The sequence below is a fragment of the Bellilinea caldifistulae genome, from assembly GCF_001306055.1.
In the GTDB taxonomy this organism is placed as follows: domain Bacteria; phylum Chloroflexota; class Anaerolineae; order Anaerolineales; family Anaerolineaceae; genus Bellilinea; species Bellilinea caldifistulae.
Genome location: NZ_LGHJ01000010.1, coordinates 68,719 through 89,088, shown reverse-complemented (window position 1 = coordinate 89,088; position 20,370 = coordinate 68,719). Strand labels below are relative to the sequence as shown.

At 50.8% G+C, this 20,370-nt stretch carries 21 protein-coding genes; 7 read left to right on the top strand and 14 right to left on the bottom strand.

What is annotated here, in order from left to right; all coding sequences use genetic code 11:
* The first annotated feature begins 13 nt into the window (after positions 1 to 13).
* The 3 genes from thpR (at position 14) to AC812_RS04060 (ending at position 2,722) form a co-directional block, all read left to right on the top strand.
* Positions 14 to 592 (top strand): RNA 2',3'-cyclic phosphodiesterase, encoded by a 579-nt coding sequence (gene thpR / locus AC812_RS04070; protein WP_082148986.1) that lies wholly within the window; start codon positions 14 to 16, stop codon positions 590 to 592.
* A gap of 32 nt (positions 593 to 624) precedes the next feature.
* Positions 625 to 969: a ribosome silencing factor gene (gene rsfS, locus AC812_RS04065; protein WP_336595953.1), complete on the top strand. Its 345-nt coding sequence runs from the start codon at positions 625 to 627 to the stop codon at positions 967 to 969.
* Between the two features lie 67 nt (positions 970 to 1,036).
* Positions 1,037 to 2,722 (top strand): hypothetical protein, encoded by a 1,686-nt coding sequence (locus AC812_RS04060; RefSeq protein ID WP_061914625.1) that lies wholly within the window; start codon positions 1,037 to 1,039, stop codon positions 2,720 to 2,722.
* Here AC812_RS04060 and AC812_RS04055 read toward each other — a convergent pair.
* The 13 genes from AC812_RS04055 to AC812_RS03995 all read right to left on the bottom strand — a co-directional run bounded on the left by AC812_RS04055 (position 2,709) and on the right by AC812_RS03995 (position 15,330).
* Positions 2,709 to 4,133, bottom strand: a complete 1,425-nt coding sequence (locus tag AC812_RS04055) for a sodium:solute symporter family protein (RefSeq protein WP_061914622.1) — start codon at positions 4,131 to 4,133, stop codon at positions 2,709 to 2,711. The genes AC812_RS04060 and AC812_RS04055 overlap by 14 nt on opposite strands.
* Positions 4,130 to 4,339 carry a hypothetical protein gene (locus tag AC812_RS04050; protein ID WP_061914619.1) on the bottom strand — a complete coding sequence of 70 codons (210 nt, stop codon included), beginning with the start codon at positions 4,337 to 4,339 and terminating at the stop codon, positions 4,130 to 4,132. Before AC812_RS04050 ends, AC812_RS04055 begins: the two co-directional genes overlap by 4 nt.
* A 12-nt stretch (positions 4,340 to 4,351) precedes the next feature.
* Positions 4,352 to 6,142: a heme o synthase gene (locus AC812_RS17090; protein ID WP_169787256.1), complete on the bottom strand. Its 1,791-nt coding sequence runs from the start codon at positions 6,140 to 6,142 to the stop codon at positions 4,352 to 4,354.
* Complete coding sequence (locus tag AC812_RS04040) at positions 6,132 to 6,944, bottom strand: SURF1 family protein (RefSeq protein WP_061914615.1); 813 nt, start codon at positions 6,942 to 6,944, stop codon at positions 6,132 to 6,134. The genes AC812_RS17090 and AC812_RS04040 overlap by 11 nt, the downstream gene beginning before the upstream one ends.
* 6 nt (positions 6,945 to 6,950) lie before the next feature.
* On the bottom strand, positions 6,951 to 7,472 hold the full coding sequence (locus AC812_RS04035; protein ID WP_061914612.1) for a hypothetical protein: 522 nt from the start codon (positions 7,470 to 7,472) through the stop codon (positions 6,951 to 6,953).
* Between the two features lies 1 nt (position 7,473).
* Complete coding sequence (locus AC812_RS04030) at positions 7,474 to 8,073, bottom strand: SCO family protein (protein WP_061914609.1); 600 nt, start codon at positions 8,071 to 8,073, stop codon at positions 7,474 to 7,476.
* A 19-nt stretch (positions 8,074 to 8,092) separates the two neighbouring features.
* Positions 8,093 to 8,662 (bottom strand): cytochrome c oxidase subunit 3, encoded by a 570-nt coding sequence (locus AC812_RS04025; RefSeq protein ID WP_061914606.1) that lies wholly within the window; start codon positions 8,660 to 8,662, stop codon positions 8,093 to 8,095.
* Positions 8,663 to 8,866, bottom strand: a complete 204-nt coding sequence (locus tag AC812_RS04020) for a cytochrome C oxidase subunit IV family protein (RefSeq protein ID WP_061914603.1) — start codon at positions 8,864 to 8,866, stop codon at positions 8,663 to 8,665. It abuts the gene before it with no gap.
* 11 nt (positions 8,867 to 8,877) lie between these two features.
* Entirely contained in the window at positions 8,878 to 10,725 is a 1,848-nt protein-coding gene (locus tag AC812_RS04015; protein ID WP_061914600.1) for a cytochrome c oxidase subunit I, read from the bottom strand.
* A gap of 21 nt (positions 10,726 to 10,746) precedes the next feature.
* Positions 10,747 to 12,165, bottom strand: a complete 1,419-nt coding sequence (gene coxB / locus AC812_RS04010; protein ID WP_061914597.1) for a cytochrome c oxidase subunit II — start codon at positions 12,163 to 12,165, stop codon at positions 10,747 to 10,749.
* A gap of 134 nt (positions 12,166 to 12,299) precedes the next feature.
* Positions 12,300 to 12,956 carry a response regulator gene (locus AC812_RS04005; protein WP_061914594.1) on the bottom strand — a complete coding sequence of 219 codons (657 nt, stop codon included), beginning with the start codon at positions 12,954 to 12,956 and terminating at the stop codon, positions 12,300 to 12,302.
* Complete coding sequence (locus AC812_RS04000) at positions 12,953 to 14,761, bottom strand: sensor histidine kinase (RefSeq protein WP_061914591.1); 1,809 nt, start codon at positions 14,759 to 14,761, stop codon at positions 12,953 to 12,955. The genes AC812_RS04005 and AC812_RS04000 overlap by 4 nt, the downstream gene beginning before the upstream one ends.
* 146 nt (positions 14,762 to 14,907) lie before the next feature.
* Complete coding sequence (locus AC812_RS03995) at positions 14,908 to 15,330, bottom strand: c-type cytochrome (protein ID WP_061914588.1); 423 nt, start codon at positions 15,328 to 15,330, stop codon at positions 14,908 to 14,910.
* A 370-nt stretch (positions 15,331 to 15,700) separates the two neighbouring features.
* Between AC812_RS03995 and AC812_RS03990 the strand changes: the two genes are divergently transcribed.
* The 4 genes from AC812_RS03990 to AC812_RS03975 all read left to right on the top strand — a co-directional run bounded on the left by AC812_RS03990 (position 15,701) and on the right by AC812_RS03975 (position 19,752).
* Positions 15,701 to 16,666 (top strand): ABC transporter ATP-binding protein, encoded by a 966-nt coding sequence (locus AC812_RS03990; RefSeq protein ID WP_061914585.1) that lies wholly within the window; start codon positions 15,701 to 15,703, stop codon positions 16,664 to 16,666.
* Positions 16,656 to 17,483 carry an ABC transporter permease subunit gene (locus tag AC812_RS03985; protein WP_062158799.1) on the top strand — a complete coding sequence of 276 codons (828 nt, stop codon included), beginning with the start codon at positions 16,656 to 16,658 and terminating at the stop codon, positions 17,481 to 17,483. Before AC812_RS03990 ends, AC812_RS03985 begins: the two co-directional genes overlap by 11 nt.
* A 78-nt stretch (positions 17,484 to 17,561) precedes the next feature.
* On the top strand, positions 17,562 to 18,218 hold the full coding sequence (locus tag AC812_RS03980) for a carbon-nitrogen hydrolase family protein (protein ID WP_061914579.1): 657 nt from the start codon (positions 17,562 to 17,564) through the stop codon (positions 18,216 to 18,218).
* Positions 18,219 to 18,330: 112 nt separating this feature from the next.
* Complete coding sequence (locus AC812_RS03975; protein ID WP_061914576.1) at positions 18,331 to 19,752, top strand: LysM peptidoglycan-binding domain-containing protein; 1,422 nt, start codon at positions 18,331 to 18,333, stop codon at positions 19,750 to 19,752.
* A gap of 135 nt (positions 19,753 to 19,887) precedes the next feature.
* On the opposite strand, the gene AC812_RS17085 is transcribed toward AC812_RS03975, so the two are convergent.
* Positions 19,888 to 20,091 (bottom strand): TraR/DksA C4-type zinc finger protein, encoded by a 204-nt coding sequence (locus AC812_RS17085; RefSeq protein WP_082148983.1) that lies wholly within the window; start codon positions 20,089 to 20,091, stop codon positions 19,888 to 19,890.
* Positions 20,092 to 20,370: the final 279 nt, after the last annotated feature.

Genomic DNA, 20,370 nt, shown 5'->3' with positions numbered 1-20,370 from the left:
TACTGACCGGTGAATGATGTTAATCCGTGCTTTTATTGCCGTCGAGTTACCCCCCCACATCCAGAAAGAACTGGAAATCATCCTGATCAACCTGCAAGAAAGCGGTGTGCGCAGCGTAAAGTGGGTAAACCCCCATGCCATTCACCTCACCCTGAAATTTCTGGGCGAATCATCTCCGCAAGAACTCAGCCAAATCGCGGATGAAATCCGCAAAATAGCAGCCACTACCGCTCCGCTGGAAGTACAGGTGCAGGGAATTGGGGCTTTTCCCAACCTCAAACGCCCACGGGTAGTTTGGGTGGGGTTAAAATCCCCACCGGGGTTGTTCCGTTTGCAGAAGGCACTGGAGGATGCGGCTGAACAGATAGGCTACCCCCGCGAAGAGCGCGAGTTTTCACCACACCTGACTCTGGGGCGTGTCAAGCGGGAAGCCTCCCCCACTGAATTGACCCTCTTAGGGCAAACCATTGCCCAAAAATCGGTTGGTACGCTGGGGACTATGATGATTAATCAGCTGGTCTTATTCCGCAGCGATCTCAAACCCGAAGGTGCCATTTATACGCCACTGGCACACTTTCCATTGAATGGATAAAATAAACACAAAATTAACTGGAGAGGTGAAATCTGAAACCAATTGAACTTGCCCGCAGTATTATCAACACCCTTGAGGATAAAAAGGGTGAGAACATCCTGTTGATGGATATCCAGGACATTGCCACATTTACCGATTATTTTATCCTTTGCTCAGGCAGCAGTGAGCGAATGATTGAAAGCCTGGCCGATGCCGTGCTGGAAAACGCCAAAAAAGAATTTCAAATGATCGGCAAAAAAGAAGGCTATGCACAGGGCGGTTGGGTGCTGGTGGATTTAGGGGATGTGATCGTTCACCTGTTCTCGCCTGAACAACGTGATTATTACCGCCTGGAAGAACTTTGGAGTCAGGGTAAAATTTTACTTCGCCTGCAATAATCTCTTTCCACGACTCCGGGGGGAGGCGGGTAAGAGGTCTGAGAAAGTCCACCTTTGGGGAGGATAGATGAGAGCCAATTCTACACGATTGCTGGTTTTTGCCGCTCTGCTCGCGCTCGGACTGCTGGCAGGTTGCACAGATTCTACACCATCCAGACCTGCACCTACCGTTCCGGTTGTTGGGGTGGAGACCGGTCAACTTCCCCGTCTGCGCGGGGATTTTTTCTCGGCTTCTGGCGAATGCGGGTTTTGTCACACGGCTTTGAAGGACAATGCTGGAAAGGATGTTTCCATTGAAACCGCCTGGCGCGCTTCCATCATGGCCAACGCTTCCCGTGATCCGTATTACCGGGCTTCGGTGCGGTCTGAGGTGCTCCAGAAACCGGAATATGGCGAGGCAATTCAGGAAAAGTGTGCGGTCTGCCATCTACCAATGGCCTTTCAGACCGCCATTCTCAAGGGCGAATCACCTGCCTTCCTTCCCGATACGGGATACTTCAATCCCGCTCACCCGCTTTACCCGCTGGCGCTGGATGGTGTTTCCTGCACCCTCTGTCACCAGATCAAGGGGGAGAATTTTGGGACAATGGAAAGTTACAGCGGTGGCTATCGGTTTGAGACAGAGCCGCTGCCCGGTCAACGACCGGCATACGGACGTTTTGCGGTGGATGAAAACATGGCGGCCGTCATGCGCAACGCTACCGGATACCAGCCGGTTCAATCCGAACATGTCACCCAATCCGAATTGTGCGCCGTTTGCCACAATCTTTACACACCCTATTTCACCAACCAGGGCAAACTCAGCACGGACCTGTTCCCGGAACAAACGCCCCATCTCGAATGGCTGGCTTCTGAATTTTCCAACACCGCTTCGTGTCAAACGTGTCACATGCCGGCTGCCGAAGGTGAAGCAGCCATAGCCAACACCGGCAGTCCCAAACGCAGCCCGCTGATGCAGCACACCTTCATCGGCGGAAACCGCTACATGCTTGAATTACTGGCCGCCAATCCGGATGCTTTGAACACCTCAGCCACACCGGAGCAGTTGGGACAGGCTCGCCTGTTCACCCTGCAGCAGCTACAGCAAAATACTGCCCGTCTGAGCGGAAACGCCCGTCAAGAGGGCGACGAGTTGATCGTCGAGGTTCAGGTTGAAGTTTTAACCGGCCACAAGTTTCCCACCAGTTTCCCTTCACGCCGGGCCTGGCTGCACCTGACGGTAAAAGATGCTAACGGAAAGACCGTGTTTGAGTCGGGCGGTTGGCGGGCTGATGGCTCGATTGTGGGCAATGAAAATGACCTCGACGAGCACCTTTTTGAACCGCATTATCAGACCATTACCCAAGTGGATCAGGTGCAGATTTACGAACCCATCATCGGTGACCCGGATGGAAAAGTCACCACTACCCTGCTGCGGGCTCAACACTATTTGAAAGATAACCGCTTACTGCCGCGCGGTTTTGACAAAACTCAGGTCAGCCCGGATATTGCTGTGTATGGCGAAGCCGCCAGCGACGAAGATTTTATTGGCGGGGGAGATTCCGTTCAGTACCGCGTGACAACCGCGGGTTTCACCGCCCCCTTCAAAGTGGAAATCGAGTTACTCTATCAATCCTTTGGTTATCGTTGGGCAGAAAAATTCCGCAGCCAAACCGATAACCCGGAAGCGCTGGAATTCTACCGTTACACCGATAAACTTCCGAATGCGCCTTCCATAATCAGCTCACTCTTGTTGACGGCTAGCGAGCCCTGAGCAGGTCTGTCTTTTGGAAAGCTTTTTCAATAAGGTGCACCGATAACAAAGTCAGCGAAGCCGTACCCAGTACAATGATTCCATCTACAAAACCATAGGTGGGTATAGATTTCGTTCGCAGAAGAATTACCACAACCTCTCCCGCCAAAATTGAGAGAATGGGCGCTATTTTATGGATTTGAGGAAAGTACAAGGCTGCTAGTGTGGCAGGGGTAAGGGCGATCAAACCCGCAAAAGTGGTTTGGGTTAACAAGGTGAAAATTGGAATTTGCGGGTTCAAGCCGCTCAACAAAAAAAGCGCAATCAAAACACATAAACCAAGCGCTAACCACCGTCCTGCCTGAATTGAATTTCGAGCAATCCCCAAATCATGCGAGAACATGGTTGCCAAGGCCAGCAACTGCGAATCGGCAGTGGACATTAGAGCCGCCATCGCCCCCACCATTACAAATACATACACCCAATCCGGTGCATAATTCAAAACCATCGCCGGCAAGATCATATCCGGGTTGGATATGGTCAGCGATGTTCCGCGTGCCCACACGCCTATGGTAACTGGTGCCAGAAACAGAAAACTGACCAGTAAAGGATACAACCAGGTAACTTTCTTGAGAGAATCGGGTGTTTTTGCCGTGTAAAAACGCGAAAACACCTGAGGAAACAACGGATTGACAAATGTCCACAGGAGCAAGTAAGAAAACCAGGTCGTCACCTGAAAAAAATTTTCCGGTCCAGGCCGGGAAAAATGTTCCGGCGAAGCCCGAAAGGCTGCTTCGCCGGCACTTTGCCAACCTCCCAACCCCATACTCACAAAGATCACTGCCAGTACCATTGCCAGGATCATCAAAAAACCCTGCAGAACATCTGTCCAGGCCGATGCTTTCATGCCCCCGAATACAACGGTTATACCGACGGCCATAATGGTGACCGCTCCGCCCATTCTTAACAAATCCATGTTGAATAAAGAGGAAAGCAGGATACCCGCGCCGACAGCCTGAGTAAGCAGGTATGGAAGAGTGAAAATCACCATTACAATCATCACCAACCCGCGCAGAAAGCGGCTCTTAAACTCACCGCCAATCAATTCGGGCGCGGTGAGATAACCTTTTTGTCTCCCGAGTTTCCAAACCGGCCATCCAATCACAAAAAACGCCAAGGGAACCAGCGCCGTACCTACACCCATAATCCCATACTGCCCAAAGCCGGTTTTCCACGCTGCTCCGGCAAAACCGAGAAAAAAGAATGCCGAGAAATTAGTGGCAACCACACTGAAAAACAAGACCACCAAACCTAAAGAACGGTTAGCAAGGAAGTATCCCTCCGGCGTTTGAGGAATTTTGCGCCTTGCTAAAACTGAAAGGGCAATTAACCCAATTAGATAAGAGAAGAGAATAATCACCTTGACGGTCATTTATCCTCCCATTGATGCCGACTGAGAAAACCAAATATCAAACTGGTCAGGAGGATTAATCCAACCTCAAACCAGACCCAATCCGGCATTCCCAAAATCAGGCGTGGAACTTTTCCCCAATTATAAAAATCAACCCCAAGAAGAATTATGGCAAGCCATCCGGTCAGCCACAACTGAATTTTTGGCTTTGTGTTTTTATGGTCCATAATGTTGGAAAATTATAGCAGCACATCCACCACCAATGCCAGAAAGATGAACGCCAGATACATGGAGGAATAACGATACATGCGCCAGGCCACTTTATTGCCCGGCTTACGCAACACATTCCAGGCGGTATGAATCAACCACAAACCCAAAACCACTGCCGAAATTAAGAAGATACTTCCTCCCACTTTGAAAACCGGCATAAGCAAAGTAAGGGCAACCAGTTCGAGGGTGTAAATAAATATCTGATTACGGGTCTCTTTCTCGCCGCGCACCACTGGCAGCATCGGTACACCGGCACGGGCATAGTCTTTGGCTCGCACCAGCGCCAACGCCCAAAAGTGAGGAGGTGTCCACATGAACACGAGCGCAAACAGGAACAGTGAGGGAATATTCAAACTGCCGGTTGCGGCTGCCCACCCAACCAGCGGGGGTATCGCCCCTGCACCCCCGCCGATCACAATGTTCTGCACTGTTAAGTGTTTGAGCCAGATGCTGTAAATCAAAACATAATAAATCATTCCGGCAACCGAAAGCAGCGCTGCCAACAGATTGACCGTTCCTGCCAGAATAAAAAACGCAGCCAGACAGGCACTTAACCCGTAAGCCAGCCCTTCGGCGGGGGTTAAAACGCCGGACGGGATCGGGCGTTTAGCCGTTCGCTGCATTGCCCCATCAATCTGGCGGTCAATGTACTGGTTGATGGCGCTGGATCCGCCTGCCGCCAGAGCTCCCCCCAGCAACGTCCAGAGAGTCAACTCCACCGATGGAATGGACTTACCGCCAACAACCATGCCCGCGTAGGTAGTCACCAAAAGCAGCGCGACGATGATGGGTTTATTCAGCATGAGATAGGCTTTCAGACGCTGTTTTCCACCCACTCGCATGGTGAGAGCCGCCAGACGCTCATCCGCCTCACTTTTACCCAAACGGAGAGCGGCAACAAACAAAATCACTGCCGCAACCCACACAGCAGCCGTGATTGCTGCATGAACCACCACCAGATCCGGCGGAAAGTTTTGCTGGACTTTCATGGCGCCAATAAATGCCTGACCGACAAACAGCACCATCAGCGCGCTAGCGGAACTTAACACCAATGGCTGGTCGAAGTAGGAACGGTTCACCCGGAAGAATGTCCCCATCACAGCCAGCCCGGCCAGTAAAGTCAACAAGCGGTGACCCATGGCCAGCCAACCCAAGGTGGTTGAAGGCAGCTCGCCGTTGCACAATGGAAAACCGGCACAGGCACTCCCCGCGTCCAGCCGGGCAACCAGCACACCGGAAATCATTAATCCGAACACCAAAAGCAGGGTTGCCGTTGAAAAACGCCTTAAAGATGAGCGAAAAAATGGCGAATTTTGTTGCGGGAAGGGGCCTGAAAGAAATGACTGCGTCACAGCCCCGCTGAGCAAAGCCATGCTGGAGAGCGCCGCCGCTAAATGGGCCGTGGAAAGCCAGACCGCCCCCACGCCTCCTGCCAATCCGGCTCCCAGACCGGCCTGAACAAGAAACAAGACCGAAGTGATGGTCAGGCTAAATTTCAACCCTCCACCCTGCCGTTTTAGCCACATCCAGCCGGTCAAAGACAGGGTGATCAATCCGCTGATTGCTGCGATTAAACGATGGGCAATTTCCAGACGAGCCGCTGATTCGGCCGGAATCGTCCATTGACCGAAACAGGTCGGAAAATCCGGGCATCCCTGTCCGTCCGGGTTGAAACGCATCCCATACCCAATCATCAGCGAGAGAAAGGTGAGAATAGCCACCGCCAGCAGCCAGTAACGCGGTCGTTGTTCAATGCTCATAAATTTCCTCCCCGGTATGCAAGGTATCTTCATCGGATTTTCTACGGTTAGTTTCAGTTTTGAGTTCCAATTGTTTACGCACAAAGAAGGGATAGCCAAGCGCCAGAATCGCCGCAAAGGAAAACCATTGCAGGGCATACCCGAAGTGCGGCCCTTCGGTGATTTCAATTTCCGGCAAGGAGGGGTACGGCAGTCGTGAGGGCGTCCCCTGGGGAGCCTCCTGAACCCACATCGGCAGCAAATTGAGACCGGTTTCGGTACGCCAGCGCTCCAGATCAATCCAATTCCAGGCGTCCGGGACGGGTTGATTCGAAGCAGGCAGCGGGTCTGCCACACCGCCGATCGCCGGCTTGGGAATCGGCCGGCGGAGCATCCCGCTCAGTGTGACCGTTCCATCCCGGCGGTATTGCAGCCGGCTTTCGGCATCTGCTGCTCCCAGCGGGATCCAACCCCGGTTGACATAAATGACCCAATCGCTCCCCTCGATACGCAAGGGGGTGAACAGATGATACCCCGGTTGATTCTCCCAGACCTGATTGCGCCAGAGAAATTCGTGTTCATAATCGTAAATACCGCTGACCTGGATCATCCGATATTCCATTTCGAACAACTCCGTCACCGGTACGTCCTTGTTCAAATCCAGGGGTGGGGCATTCAGCTGGCTCAAAATGCGCTGATTGAGATCCCGCCGCCACTCCAACCGATCCAATTGCCAGAACCCCAGCCGAATCATGACTGCCACGGCCATCATCACCAGCAAGGTGGTTAAAATCCAGCGCGGAGTTAACAACTTGGCGGTCATCAAAATTTAGCCAGCCTCGCTCAACATCTTTTCATTTTCACTGCCCGACAGCGGTTTTGCCACCAGCCAATAAAGCCAGAGTAAAATCCAGGTCGGGAACCCAACCGAGATGATTCCAAAAATTCTATCGGAGGTTTTGGCACGGGGCAGCACATCAATCCCTAATGAACGGGACTGCTGGAAACTGCATTCCATGGTGTACTGACTGGGACGGTCAAGCGTCAGCCGGCTGGAAGAACCCGGCAATACCCATAACGGCCCCAACTGATGAGAAACCTCATCCAGATTGCGGACAAGCAGAGTGTCACCCTCCACAAACCGCATCTCCGGGAGGGTGGGGCCTTCATCACCATTGGCGATCTTTGCCGCAGTGCCGGCCGGGATGAGAATTTCAACCGTTTGCGGCGGACGCTCACTGCGATCTTTGACCAGTTGATAGGAAACTTCACTGACCACGAAGGCAAAAATCGAACTGATCAGCAAACTCCACCACAAACGCCGCAAAGCTGCCTGAACCGCCGGGGACATCCTACTTCTCCTTTAGCACCTGACGAATATCTGCGGCGATATCCTCTGGGGATGTTCCATAGGCAAAAGTCAGACGCAGATTACCAGCCGGGTCAATCAAATAGACACGGGTTGAATGATCTACCAGATAACCCAAAGCCGTTTGACCCTCTTGAATCTTGCGGTAGACCCCATAAGCCTTCCAGATCGGCGAAAGTTCCTCTTCACTGCCGGAGAGACCGATGAATTGCGGATCAAAACCGGCCGCATAGGATTGAATCCGCTGCGGATTATCCCGCTGAGGATCCACCGTGATAAAGACCACATCCAAACGATCCGCATAGGCGGACAAATCGGCTTTGACCCGCTTTATTTCGGCCATTGTGGCCGGACAAAAATCGGGGCAGGTAGTGTAGCCAAAAAAAAGCAGCGTAACTTTTCCGCGTTGATCACTCAATCGGTAGAGTGATCCATCGGCACGGGTAAGTTCAATCGGCGGGGCAGCCATCGGCGGTTCAATCAACGACCCATGATAGGAATACGGCTGAGCAAAGGCCAGCAGCCACACGGCGATTAAACCAGCCAGAACAGCCATCCCAATCAGCCAGATTGTCCGCTGCATTATTCCTGCTCCTTTTCTTTCAAAGTGAACCAATCAGGTACAGGGCCGGGTAGAAGAAAATCCAAACCACGTCCACAAAGTGCCAGTAGTTAGCAGCGGCTTCAACCGCCCAGTGTTTTTCGGGGCTGTAATGTCCCTTCAAGCCATTGCGAAAGACGATCAACAAGAAGATGACACCCGTCAGTACATGGAAGGCGTGCATGCCGGTCATCATGAAGAAGACAGCGCCTTCCACGCCATCGGCCGGGCCAAACGGCGCCAGCCGCCACTCAAACCCGACCACACCGACCAGAAAGGCGATTCCCAAAAGCATGGTGATCAGGATGCTGGTCAGAAAGCCTTTGCGGTTGCCTTTGGAAATTTGTACTTCTGCCCGGTTGGCAAAAAACGAACTGATCAGGAGTACAGAGGTGACAATCAAGCCCAATTCCTGCTCCAGATGCGGGCGTTTGTCACCCAGCAGATAAAAGCGGGTTACCAGCAACGCCGCAAACACAAAGGAGTCGGACAGGATAAACAACCAGAGACCCAGCCGATTGTTGGCTAGCTTTTGTCGGTAAGTCGTCAGGGCTGCTTCAGGCGCGGTCATTTAGTGTTCTCCTTCCGAGCGAAAAACCCGCCCAATGTGCATGAAGTAAACCAGCACCAGTCCGGCTTTTAAAAGCGCTACAACCCAAAGGAAAATTGGAGCGGCTTCATGGGTACCAAGGTAGTATTCCACTACCGTCAGAACCGCCAATCCCAAAAAGACCAGTACACCGCGTTTGAGTTCATCAATTTTTGTGGATTGCATCATTCTCCTCCTCAATCACCCGCCTGCTGAGGCAAGACTTCAACATAGCGGGCACCTTTCAAGCCGTAATCATACGGATCACCCACCACCCGGATCGGCTGCGGATAATTGTGCATCGGTGCCGGCGTGGGCAGCACGGTCCATTCCGGTGAACGAGACTGCCAGACATTCTCCGTGACCACCTCACCGCGTTTGGCGCTGACAAACATGTTGATCAGGAAAATCAACACCGATAGGGCTACCATGAAACCCGCGATAGTAATAATGAGATGAGCTGTCTCAAAACCCTGAGCCGGGTCATAATCCGCAATACGGCGGCGCATTCCCAACAGTCCAACCTGCATCTGCCCAAAGGACATGATCAGGAACCCCGGAGTAAGTAGATAGAAATGAATTTTTCCCAGCAGGTCATTCATCTTCCGTCCAGTCACTTTGGGATACCAGTAATAGACGGCAGCAAACAAGGGAAAGATGAAACCGCCAAACATGGTCGCGTGGAAGTGACCGACCACAAAGTAACTGTCGTGCATGTGGAGATTGGTCGAAACGGTTCCAAGCGGGGGACCGCTCAAACCGCCTATTAAGAACACGATGATCGCACCGATAAGGAAAAGCATGGGGACTTGAAAACGAATGCGTCCCATCCACATGGTCGCCACCCACGAGAAGAACTTGATGCCGGTGGGGACAGCTACCAGAAGGGTTGAGTACATGAACGGGACGCGCAGATATTCCTCCATACCGGAAGTAAACATGTGGTGCGCCCACACCAGAAAACCCACCAGTGCAATCCCAAGCGAGGACATGGCGACCCATTTATAGCCAAACAGGGGTTTACGCACGAATACCGGCAGCAATTCGCTGATGATTCCCAAACCGGGCAGGACGAAAATATAGACTGCAGGATGAGAATAAAACCAGAACAGGTGCTGGAACAGAATGGGATTGCCGCCTTTGGTAGCATCGAAAAATCCCATCCCGAACAAACGCTCAAAACTGACCATTTGGAAGGAAGTACCGATCAATTGAGTGGCCGTTAAAGCGATGATGGAGGTTGCCAAAGTCGCCCATGCAAAAATCGGCATACGGAACATATTCATACCGGGCGCACGCATCCGCAAAATGGTCACAATCAGATTCAACGCCCCTAAAATGGAGGACCATCCTGCGAAGAACACGGCCACAAAGAACATCTGCATTCCCATTGGGGCGCGAAGGCTGAGCGGCGGGTAACCGGTCCAGCCCGTATCAAAACCGCCGGTGAAAATTGCCGACACCAACACCAGCGAAGCCGGCACCGCCAGCCAGAAAGAAAAAGCGTTCAGGCGCGGGAAGGCCATGTCTCTGGCACCGATCAAAAGCGGCACGGCGTAGTTTGACATCGCCGAAATGCCCATCAGGATCGAAACGATCAGCGTCATGCCGTGCATTCCGATCAGGGTATTAAAGAAATTCAGTGAAACCCATTGCATGCCGGTCTGCACCAGCTCGACACGGAAGATGAGCGCAAATGAGCCTCCAACCACCAGCAGAAAGAGGGAAAGAAATGCATATTGAACACCAATGACTTTGTGATCCAGACTGAACCCAAAGTAGCGTTTAACTCCCGGCTCTTCCTGAATTTCCTCCGGATCAGGGGTCTCTTCGCCCTTTGCCCAGGCAAACCAGTCTCGGAATGCCCCAATCCCGATCAAGAATCCAATGACCCCGAAGGCCGCCCCCACTACCCAGGCCGGCTCAGCCTTGTAGGCAAGCCCCATCAGGGCACGGATTCCGGTGACCAGACCAATGCCGGCTGCCCAGCCCACGATCTGACCAATCAGCCCCCTCACAATTCCGTAAGAAAAAATACCTTTCATAAGTCTGCCTCTCCTCATTGATTATTTGAGCGACTTGATGTATTCGATGATCTCCAGGATTTGCTGCTCCGGAATGGTGTCCTTGTAGATCTGCGGCATCACTCCCGGTGCAAAACCCTTCGGCACCTGAGCATTCGGGTTGACGATCGCCGTCAGCAAGTATTCATCATCCACGGTGACTACCGAGCCATCCGTGAGTTCGTGGGTAAGCCCGTACAGGCCTTTCCAGGTTGGGCCGACATTCGGGGAGCCGTCCACAGAATGACAGGAAAGGCAACCATTATTCCGCGCCCAAACCTCGCCACGTGCCACCGGGTCGGTGCCGATGGCAGCCAGTTGATCCTGCACCCACTGATCAAATTCGGCTTGCGTAACCACCCTGACCGGCGACTCCATATAAGCGTGGGAGGTACCGCACATTTCGGCACAACGCACCTTGAATTCTCCCAACTCCGTGGGGGTTAACCGTAATTCACGCACCAGATTTTCTCCCGGCAAGGTGTCCTGCTTGACCCGAAATTCCGGCACCCAGAAAGAATGAATGACATCCAGCGAGGTCAGTTTCAACAGAGCCTGCTTGTTAACCGGCATTACCATTGTGTTGGAGACAATCCCGTAATCAGGATACTCAAACCGCCAGAACCACTGCCCGGCCACTACTTTAATTTCAAGAGCTTGCGGATCAGCCCGGCGTGTTTCAGCCAGTGAGACCGAACCCAAATAGGCAAAATAAATTACGATTCCCAACGGTATGACCGTCCAGATGATCTCAAGTGGATTGTTGCCCTTGATATAGGCACCATCCTCTTCTTCTCCCGGTTTATGGCGGAAAACAACCAGACTGTAACCGAGAAAGACGACAATCAAAGAGAACAACAACGAGATCATGAAGAAGTGCAGGTTGAACAACTGGTCAATAGGCTGCGCCTGCGCACTGGCCGCAATCGGCAACAAGGGGATATTGCTCAAAAGAAAGTAAATCAAGGCAGTAAAGGCAGCGATGAGAACACCAACAATCACAAAATGCTTCATAGATGATCTCCTCTGTTTGGGGGGATACTCGCTGGTGGTTTGCGAAAACTTTGGTAAATTCAACCAATCTTCGGCCTGGGCAGGCGTCAGGGTGCGCCGGTCATATACCACCACCGCCCCGCTGGATTTCAAAGACACCAGCATAACCTGCATGGGTTGATCGCCGGCTACAAATTCCTGTAAAAATTCAGCGCGGGAAATGGCTTTGTCGTCATAGTCCAGAATGATCAGATCCGGCAACCAGTTTTGCATCTCACTGAGGACGGCTTCGTTGGAAGCCACCCGCCGGATTTCCAGTTGTGGATTTTTCCACTGGCGCTGAATCATTTTTTCCAATCCCTGTCCGAAGAGTGGATTGGCTGAAGCAATTAAGACTCGCTGATAAGGCGCATTCGTTTCCGGATTCATATAAATTCCCGAAAATTCAACTCCCAAAAATACCCACGTATAATTTACACAAAAATTGTCCGATTTTCTACACTCGGACAATTTTTTACAGGTTAAAATCAATTTTCTGTTAGGGTGATTTTCAGCTCACCCGCTCATCCGTCTTTTTTATGAATTAACCCCAATTGCAATCCCTTACTGACGGCTTCGGTGCGGTTGGAGGCTTCTAATTTTTCGAGAATGTGGCGCACATGAGTTTTAACCGTGTTTTCTGAGATAAATAAATGAGCCGCAATTTGACTGGTGGTTTGACCGGCAGCCAGACAATCCAGAACTTCCAGTTCGCGGTCGCTCAACAACGGTTGAGATTTGATTTCCCCCTGCTGCGCTAACGCGCGCAGGACAATCCCGGTAACTTCCGGGGAAAGCGCCCCATCCCCTTCGGCAACCCGCAAAATGGCTTTACGCAAATCCTCCGGCTCAATATTTTTGAGCAGATATCCATCCGCCCCCAAGCGGATAGCCGAAAGTAAATCGTCTTGCTCTTCCGAGATGGTCAGCATCAATACGCGCACCGGCAGATTCATCCGGCGAATTTGATCCACCGTCTGAATGCCGTCCATCTCCGGCATATTCACATCCAGCAGGACCACATCCGGTTTTTCCTGCTGAATGACTTGCAACGCTTCTCGTCCGTTGCCGGCTTCGCCGACTACCTGAAAACCGGGCAAATCATTAATCAGGCCGATCAGCCCGCGTCGAAAGAGCGCATGATCATCTACGACAACCAATCGTACGGGAAAAACAGTCATACCGGGGCTTCCTCTTGCTTTAAGGGTAAGTGAACTCGGATGGTCGTCCCTGCCTGAGGTTTACTGATTACCTGAAAGTCTGCGCCGATTAATTCAGCCCTTTCGCGCATGCCGCGCAAACCATGCCGCGAGAATTCGGGTACATCCTCGGCGCTGAATCCCACCCCATTATCGCTGATTTCCAATATCAGCACGCCTTTCCAGTTACGCACTTCAATGCGAACCTGACTTGCCTGCGAATGCTTACGCACATTACTGAGGGCTTCTTGCACAATTCTTAATAACTGCGCCTGAACCTCAGGCTCAATTTTCGGCAGTCCGGCCTGGAAGAGACGTTCGACCCGCATACCACTATTTTTTTCAAATTCGCGGGAAAGTGGTTCCAGCCAGAGAATCATATCTTCACCCGGACTCAATCTCAAACTGTCTATGACCTGACGGGTTTCCAGATAAGCATCTGCCAGAGCCTGATGGGACTGATGGATCATCTGTTCAAGGCGCTGTAACTCTCCATGTGCCAGTTGCGTTTGCATTTGAGCCACGGTCAATTTAAGGTAAGCCAGTGTTTGGGCCAGACTATCATGAATCTCTCGCGCCAGCCGAATGCGTTCCTGTAACACAACCCGATATTCCCGCTCCTGCTGAAGCCGTTCGCTTTCAACCAGCATTGCCAGTTGCGTAGCAATGATCCTCAGTAATTCACGCGTTTCGTCCGAGACGGGTTGAGCCGAGCGGCTGATGAACAGCGCCACCCCAATCACCACGTCCCCCGGCAGACAGCAAGGCAGAGCCACTACAACTCTCTCATCAGCGACAGAAACGTCTCGAAGGACACAGTCTGCCGCTCGAACGGTATTCAGCATTTCTCGCATCCAATCGTCTGCCGCTTGGGATTGTATCCACGCATCTTTACCCGTCATCAGTTGCATTCCCCGAAAATGCGGCAGGGATGGTTTGACTTCCAGACGGGCTGCGCTAAAACCCAAAACCGCACATAGACGATCCAGTAAGTTTTGAGCGTAGTTTTCAATGGAGGAATGCGTGACCTGAGGAAAGTGAAGCTGGCGTAAGGCGGCCTGCTCCTGCGTTTTCAAGCGAATGACTTCCAATGCCGAAAGCATCTCGCGCAGCAAAGTCGTGAGAAATTCATGCATCTCGCTGTCTAATCGCTGGCTGGGTGGCAGGTAGATATTTAACATAGCCAGGGTTTGAGTTTCCCGTTGCAAAGGCAGGCAGTAAATCCGTACCGATTGATCGAAAGGCGCTTCCAGCAGCGGACAGGATTCGCCGACAGTTGTCTCTAACTTCTGGCAGACGCGGCAACGGTTACGCACACGCGGCTCGCTTAAGTGTTCTGCCCAGGCCTTCAACACCGGCGCAGGGTAAGCCCCGTGCGTCAGGGCATTCAGCGGTTGTCCCCATTCGTCAAACGGCATGAAGGAAACCCCAACTGCGCCGGTCATTTCGCTGATGATAGAGAGGGAACGTTCAATCAATTCCTTCTCGGTTTGCGCCTCTAACCACACTTGATTTAACCGCAGCATGCCGTGCAGGCGGCGTTCTAAAGCGCTACCCACTTGACGGGTATCCTGCAAGCGTGATTCCAGCATCTCCTTCTGTTTCCGCCCCATCCACCAATCCGCCAAAAGCCAGGAAATTGCTGCCGCAAGCAGCACTGCCGGTATCCAAAAACCCCAGTCCGCCGGCTGATTTTTGAGTATTAATTCCAACCCCAGCATACCGATGAAACCAGCCAGGAGAATGATTACAACAGCGCGGTCCACTGATTTGAGACGCTTATTCATCAAAACAAATTTTACCCCGAAAATACCAATGTATCATATTTCGTATAACTTTATTGGATAATCTGCACCTCTTAAGAGGGTTGGTTAACAAAAAAGAGATGGGCAATTTTTGGAATTGCCCATCTCTCGTGATTAGAAAGGATGGTTTATTTGAAGGTTTTGATGTAGGTAACCACCTGCCAGATTTGCTCGTCGGTGAGGATGCCCTTCTGAGCTGGCATGGAAGAGTTGAACGGCGCCATTGAGCCACCTTCAGCAATCCGCCAGAAGAGATAATCATCTCCGGCCGTGCCCACCACCTCATTGAGGTGAGCCGGTTTGGGGTCTAAACCGGCCGCTGCCGGGCCATCTCCCGCACCGCTGGGGCCGTGGCAGGATGCACAGCGTTCTTCATAAATGGTCTTTCCGGCCGCAGCAGCATCGCTGCCGAGTGGGTTGGTCTTACCGGCATATTCAGCCGGCACAGCAGGCTTCTCAGAAGTGGATTGTCCGCCACCTCCGCCGCAGGCTGCCAGAACGAGTGCACTCAGCACAAATACGATCAGAATCATTGGAAAAACTTTTTTCATATAATCCTCCTTTGGTGTAGTGAACCTCTTCACAATCCTTATTATAATATGCAAGAGTGGAAAATAAAGCCCCTGTACAGGTTACCAACGGGTGATTTAGCGAGTGATAATTGATTGAAATTTTTTTACAATTTTCTTGTTTTTGAGAAACCAAAATTCCTCTCGTTGATCGTGCCTGAGGATTGATATAAGTTTCTTTATGTCTCTCCATCAATAATCCACTTTTCATGGGCTCCAATATCAAAGACCTTGAGCCTTCATGATAATCGTCACCTGTACATTTGACTAAGTAGCATCTTACCCATCGTACTGATGTCAATCACGAAAGTCTCCTTTATCCTTATGATCAGGGAATAATGAGGAGACGAACATGAGCTTTAATGATACCTTGGTCATTGAAACAAAAGGTTTGGAAAAGTCTTTCGGTAATGTAAAGGTCTTACAGGGCGTTGATCTAAGTGTAAAACAAAACTCCATTTTTGGTTTTCTCGGCCCCAATGGCGCAGGAAAAACCACAACCATGAAAATCCTGCTAGGGTTGATCCGTCCAACCGGTGGGAGCGGAAGCATTTTTGGGCGGGATATTGTTCAGGAAAGTGTAGCCATCCGCGAGCGGATTGGCTACCTGCCTCAGCAGCCACGTTTTATTGAGTATATGAGCGCCCGGGAAAACCTTGAATTTACTGCCGCGTTTTTCTACACAGGACCAAAATCAAAAATTCGGATGCGATGTGATGAAATGCTCGAGCTGGTGGGCTTGACCGATAAAGCAGAACGCCCCATCCGTACCTTTTCAGGTGGAGAGAAGCAGCGTCTTGGCATTGCGTTGGCACAGGTCAATTACCCCGACCTGCTTATTTTGGACGAACCCGCCTCAGCCCTGGATCCACTTGGGCGCCAGGAAGTGCTTGAAATCATGCAGCGCCTGCGTAAGCATACATCCATTTTCTACTCCACCCATATTCTGGATGATGTCCAGCGAGTCAGCGATTCGGTAGCCATTTTGAACCATGGGAAGGTGGTAGCCAGTGGACCCATTGAATTGATCCTCAATGGCCAGGGGAGTATTATCTACTGTATGACCATCAAGGGTGAACCGGAAGGATTGGGAGAAAAGTTAGCCAATCTGCCATGGGTAACGCATACCTCCGTATCGCAGCACAACGGCTCAAGCCTGTGGCAAATAAGCGTAAATGACGAAGTCGAGGCCGAAACAAACCTCTTACGTTATGTACTCGCTGATGAAATGATTACTGTTACGGAATTCAATCGAAAAAAATACGAGCTGGAGGAAGTGTTCATGGAAGTTATCAAAGGAGATGGAAATGGCCGATAGTATCCAACTGAATCATGTCAAAGAATGGAGCGTTCTGCGAGGTTTTACCAATTTGCTTCATAAGGAGAGCCGCGCCTGGTGGGGCACCCGTCGCTGGTGGATTAATGCCATTTTGTGGCCGATCCTTTTATGCGGTTTGATGGCAAACATGCTGTTTGTTCCAGCCATAGCAAATTTGGCCAGCGAAGCTGAAATTTCTCAAGCTGGCAGCCTGACCGCTTATGTCATTCAGATGGGTTTAAGTGTTTTCTTTGAGTTTGGAATGATCGCTTTGGGAATCGGAGCGATCATCTTACTCCAGGATTCAATCATTGGTGAAAAACAAAGCGGCACGGCAGAATGGTTGCTATCCAAACCGGTTGTTGCTCGCGCTTATGTATTAGCCAAATTTGTTGGCAACACCCTGGCCATCCTTAGCCTCATGTTAGGCGGACCGATCATCATTGCCTACAGTATGTTATCCATTCGTTTAGGGGAACTCTTTCCAGCCCGACCTTTTCTCCTCGCGGCCGGTATCATGACAGTTCACACCCTGTTTTACCTTGCGCTTACCTTGATGCTTGGAACCATTTTTAACACTCGCGGCCCGGTTTTGGGAATCGGGCTGGCCTCAATTTTAGGCGGCAATCTGCTGGGCGGATTGTTTAAACCATTGTTCTATGTCACGCCTTGGATACTGCCAAAAACGGCTTCTCTGTCTGCATCTGGATTATCTCTGCCACCTGAAATGGGGATCATCCCATTAACAACAACTTTTATTTGGATCCCCATTTTTATCCTGCTCGCGATTATAAAATTTGAAAATACAGAATTATGACTCGATATTACCCTTTCCCATCCTGATAACCCATTTTCAAATATTCTGGTGCTCTATATACATTTTGCGAGAATCATAATGAAAATTTCATTGCTCCAACCGCATATCGAACGTGGTGACATTATCAACAACGCCAAACACATTCAAGCCCTGATCAATCAGGCAGAGGGCGATTTGCTCGTCCTTCCGGAATACAGATTGACCGGATCTTTGACGCTTGCAAACTCCCCTGACCCCTTTGTATGGGCAGAAAAGTGCGCGAGAGAAAAAGCAGAGTTCAAAATTCCGGCAGGAAAATTTCTCATGATCAATTCACTGGTGATGTTCGCTGATGGCTTACGCAATTGTTGTGAATTAATCCCAACATCAGATCACTACTGCAAGCTTTTCCCTGATGAAACGGAACAAAAAGCGGGGATTCTTCCCGGCGTAGAGTATAAGGTCTTTTCACTGGGAGGAAAACGTTTTTCGGTGTTGATCTGTTTCGATTTAGCGAATATTTCGAATATTCCAATCCCAAAACTGGATTTTCTTCTTTTCATTTTCCACTTTACGCCCCAAAACATTGTACATGTTATGGAGGAGGTACAAGCGGCATCCCGTTCTCTAAACTTGCCAATACTCGTCAGTAGTTTGGTCAGTGATTACAATCATGGTCACAGTGCCTATGTGGATCAAAATTTGGTGATTGCTTTGGGTGGACAGGCAGGAATTTTAGAAGTCAATCTCGAATGAAATATTTTTACACCGAACAGGTTCTACTTTTCTGAATGCAGTCTTTTTCTCCAAAATATCAGCCGAATTTTCATCCCCCTCAAATCCGTAATTTTCCCTTTATAATTACCCTATGCCATCCCACAAGCTCACGGTGATCTTTCTGCTGACCATTTTTCTGGCAGGGTTGCTGCCATTTATGCCTGTTCAGGCTGCTAGCTTGTCAGAAAATCTGCACGATGGCGAAGTAACCGCATACGACCTTATCCTCGCGATGAATACTCTGCGAGTTTCAAACGGTCTTCCCCCCCTCGTCGAAGACCCGATTATCAACGCAGTAGCCCAGTCCACCGCTGAAATCATGGCGGCCAATCAAATGTCCTGGCACATTGGGAATGTATCCGGTCGTCTGCAGGCGGCTGGTTATGGGGGCGGAGCCAAGGTGTGGGCAACCGAAAATTTTGCCGTTGGCACCAGCTTTAGCATTGACCAGATCATGTTAGTCTGGGCCGATCCGGATCACATGATCCCGGCAGTAAACCCGGCTTACTGTCATGTGGGAGCCGGTGTTGCCAAAGCCGCCAATGGAATGACTTACTATGTACTCCAAGCCGCGTATATTTCGGGCAAAGCCTGCGGTGATTATAGTCCTCCAGCCAACTTTACACCGCAACCCGGCAGTAGTAACCCCAACCCCATCGTCCCGCAAATTATCGTGCCGGTTAAGGTGGCTACTCCCGATGAAGAAGGCAAAGTTTTTCATGTTGTTCAAACCGGACAATCGCTTTGGGCAATTGCTGTTGCTTATCAGGTGACCATCCGGGATTTGGAAGTTTGGAACAATATTTCTCGTTTAAAACCTCTTCAAGTTGGCCAGAAATTATTTATCCCCTCCAGCAACACGGAAGGTTATGCCACGCCTACGCCAGTGGGGATGGTCAAGGTCGCCACCCCTGACGCGGACGGAAAAATTATTCATGTGGTAGAACCCTATAACACCCTCATCACGATTGCCAGTGCCTACGGCGTAACCGTTGATACGATTTTGAAATTAAACGGCATTCAGGCTGACTGGCCTCTCCAAATCGGGCAGAAACTGATCATCTACCCCGGTAACATCACCCCCAGCCCCACACCCCGCCCGCTCACCCCGATAGAGAAGCTCACACCAGCCGGTGATGGCCGTTATTATCACATCGTCCAGAGTGGGGAAACGCTGGTGTGGATCGCCAAACTGTATGAGGTCAGCCTCAACGACCTGATGGCGTGGAATGGCCTCACCGGCAATTCGATTATCCACCCGGGAGATCAAATCCTTTTACAAGTAACCCCGCCCATGCCTCCAACAATCACACCCAGCCCCACCCTTCCGCCGACCAACACCCCCACACTTCCCCCAGCGACACCCACACCCACAGCAACCATCGTATCTGCGACGGCTACCCCACCCGTAAGTGAAACAACGCAGGGCACTCCTGCTCTCCTGTTTCTCTTTGTTGGGCTGGCCTCCACGGGCACAGTGGTGGCGGTGTTCTTTTTGAAAAAGAAGCGGTAAGCAGCATTGCCTTCGGACAGGCTTTGCTTACCTTAGCCGTTCTCTCACATCACCTGCGCAAGTGATATCTATCTCAACCAGCCATCAACCAAATTACAAAAAGCATCGCACTGGCAAAAAGGATATAGGGGTTTGTCAACCCATGGGTTGGCTTAACCAAACAGGATTGAAGAGCGGGAAACTTTCTTCTTCATGTTCTACTTCATAATAAGATTCACCGGCACAGGCTCGGCAAAGGGTTAAATTGCCCAGAAATACTTCGCGTTCATTCATGATCTCCTCCCCACAGCGATCACAAACTGCCCGCTTACCCGGCTGGCTGATTAACGCCTGAATCATTGATATTTTTGACCAGACCCTGAATCACAACAGGCGCTGGTTCGGTCTAAGGAGGCTTTTTTGGACACTGGTAGGCACTTCCACAGTGCGAGCGGCACTTTTTACACATCGGATTACTCGTTTAAGATATTCAATTATTTGAATATTATTTTATCCTTTTCTTGTCATGATGAATAGTGATGATTATCACTTTTGTTTTTCGAATATTTGGCGTATTATGATATTCAAATTATTGAATATTAAATCGCGCTTACTGGTGGCTCAGCCTACCCCCCGCGG

What these genes read in the sequence shown, in the direction of transcription:
- AC812_RS04030 (WP_061914609.1), bottom strand. Translation starts at nt 8,073, where the DNA reads ATGCAGCGGACAATCTGGCTGATTGGGATGGCTGTTCTGGCTGGTTTA.
- AC812_RS03995 (WP_061914588.1), bottom strand. Translation starts at nt 15,330, where the DNA reads ATGAAAAAAGTTTTTCCAATGATTCTGATCGTATTTGTGCTGAGTGCA.
- AC812_RS04055 (WP_061914622.1), bottom strand. Translation starts at nt 4,133, where the DNA reads ATGACCGTCAAGGTGATTATTCTCTTCTCTTATCTAATTGGGTTAATT.
- thpR (WP_082148986.1), top strand. Translation starts at nt 14, where the DNA reads ATGATGTTAATCCGTGCTTTTATTGCCGTCGAGTTACCCCCCCACATC.
- AC812_RS04025 (WP_061914606.1), bottom strand. Translation starts at nt 8,662, where the DNA reads ATGACCGCGCCTGAAGCAGCCCTGACGACTTACCGACAAAAGCTAGCC.
- AC812_RS04015 (WP_061914600.1), bottom strand. Translation starts at nt 10,725, where the DNA reads ATGAAAGGTATTTTTTCTTACGGAATTGTGAGGGGGCTGATTGGTCAG.
- AC812_RS04005 (WP_061914594.1), bottom strand. Translation starts at nt 12,956, where the DNA reads ATGACTGTTTTTCCCGTACGATTGGTTGTCGTAGATGATCATGCGCTC.
- AC812_RS03975 (WP_061914576.1), top strand. Translation starts at nt 18,331, where the DNA reads ATGCCATCCCACAAGCTCACGGTGATCTTTCTGCTGACCATTTTTCTG.
- AC812_RS03990 (WP_061914585.1), top strand. Translation starts at nt 15,701, where the DNA reads ATGAGCTTTAATGATACCTTGGTCATTGAAACAAAAGGTTTGGAAAAG.
- AC812_RS04000 (WP_061914591.1), bottom strand. Translation starts at nt 14,761, where the DNA reads ATGAATAAGCGTCTCAAATCAGTGGACCGCGCTGTTGTAATCATTCTC.
- AC812_RS03980 (WP_061914579.1), top strand. Translation starts at nt 17,562, where the DNA reads ATGAAAATTTCATTGCTCCAACCGCATATCGAACGTGGTGACATTATC.
- AC812_RS04040 (WP_061914615.1), bottom strand. Translation starts at nt 6,944, where the DNA reads ATGACCGCCAAGTTGTTAACTCCGCGCTGGATTTTAACCACCTTGCTG.
- AC812_RS04020 (WP_061914603.1), bottom strand. Translation starts at nt 8,866, where the DNA reads ATGCAATCCACAAAAATTGATGAACTCAAACGCGGTGTACTGGTCTTT.
- AC812_RS04035 (WP_061914612.1), bottom strand. Translation starts at nt 7,472, where the DNA reads ATGTCCCCGGCGGTTCAGGCAGCTTTGCGGCGTTTGTGGTGGAGTTTG.
- AC812_RS04050 (WP_061914619.1), bottom strand. Translation starts at nt 4,339, where the DNA reads ATGGACCATAAAAACACAAAGCCAAAAATTCAGTTGTGGCTGACCGGA.
- AC812_RS03985 (WP_062158799.1), top strand. Translation starts at nt 16,656, where the DNA reads ATGGCCGATAGTATCCAACTGAATCATGTCAAAGAATGGAGCGTTCTG.
- AC812_RS04060 (WP_061914625.1), top strand. Translation starts at nt 1,037, where the DNA reads ATGAGAGCCAATTCTACACGATTGCTGGTTTTTGCCGCTCTGCTCGCG.
- AC812_RS17085 (WP_082148983.1), bottom strand. Translation starts at nt 20,091, where the DNA reads ATGATTCAGGCGTTAATCAGCCAGCCGGGTAAGCGGGCAGTTTGTGAT.
- coxB (WP_061914597.1), bottom strand. Translation starts at nt 12,165, where the DNA reads ATGAATCCGGAAACGAATGCGCCTTATCAGCGAGTCTTAATTGCTTCA.
- AC812_RS17090 (WP_169787256.1), bottom strand. Translation starts at nt 6,142, where the DNA reads ATGAGCATTGAACAACGACCGCGTTACTGGCTGCTGGCGGTGGCTATT.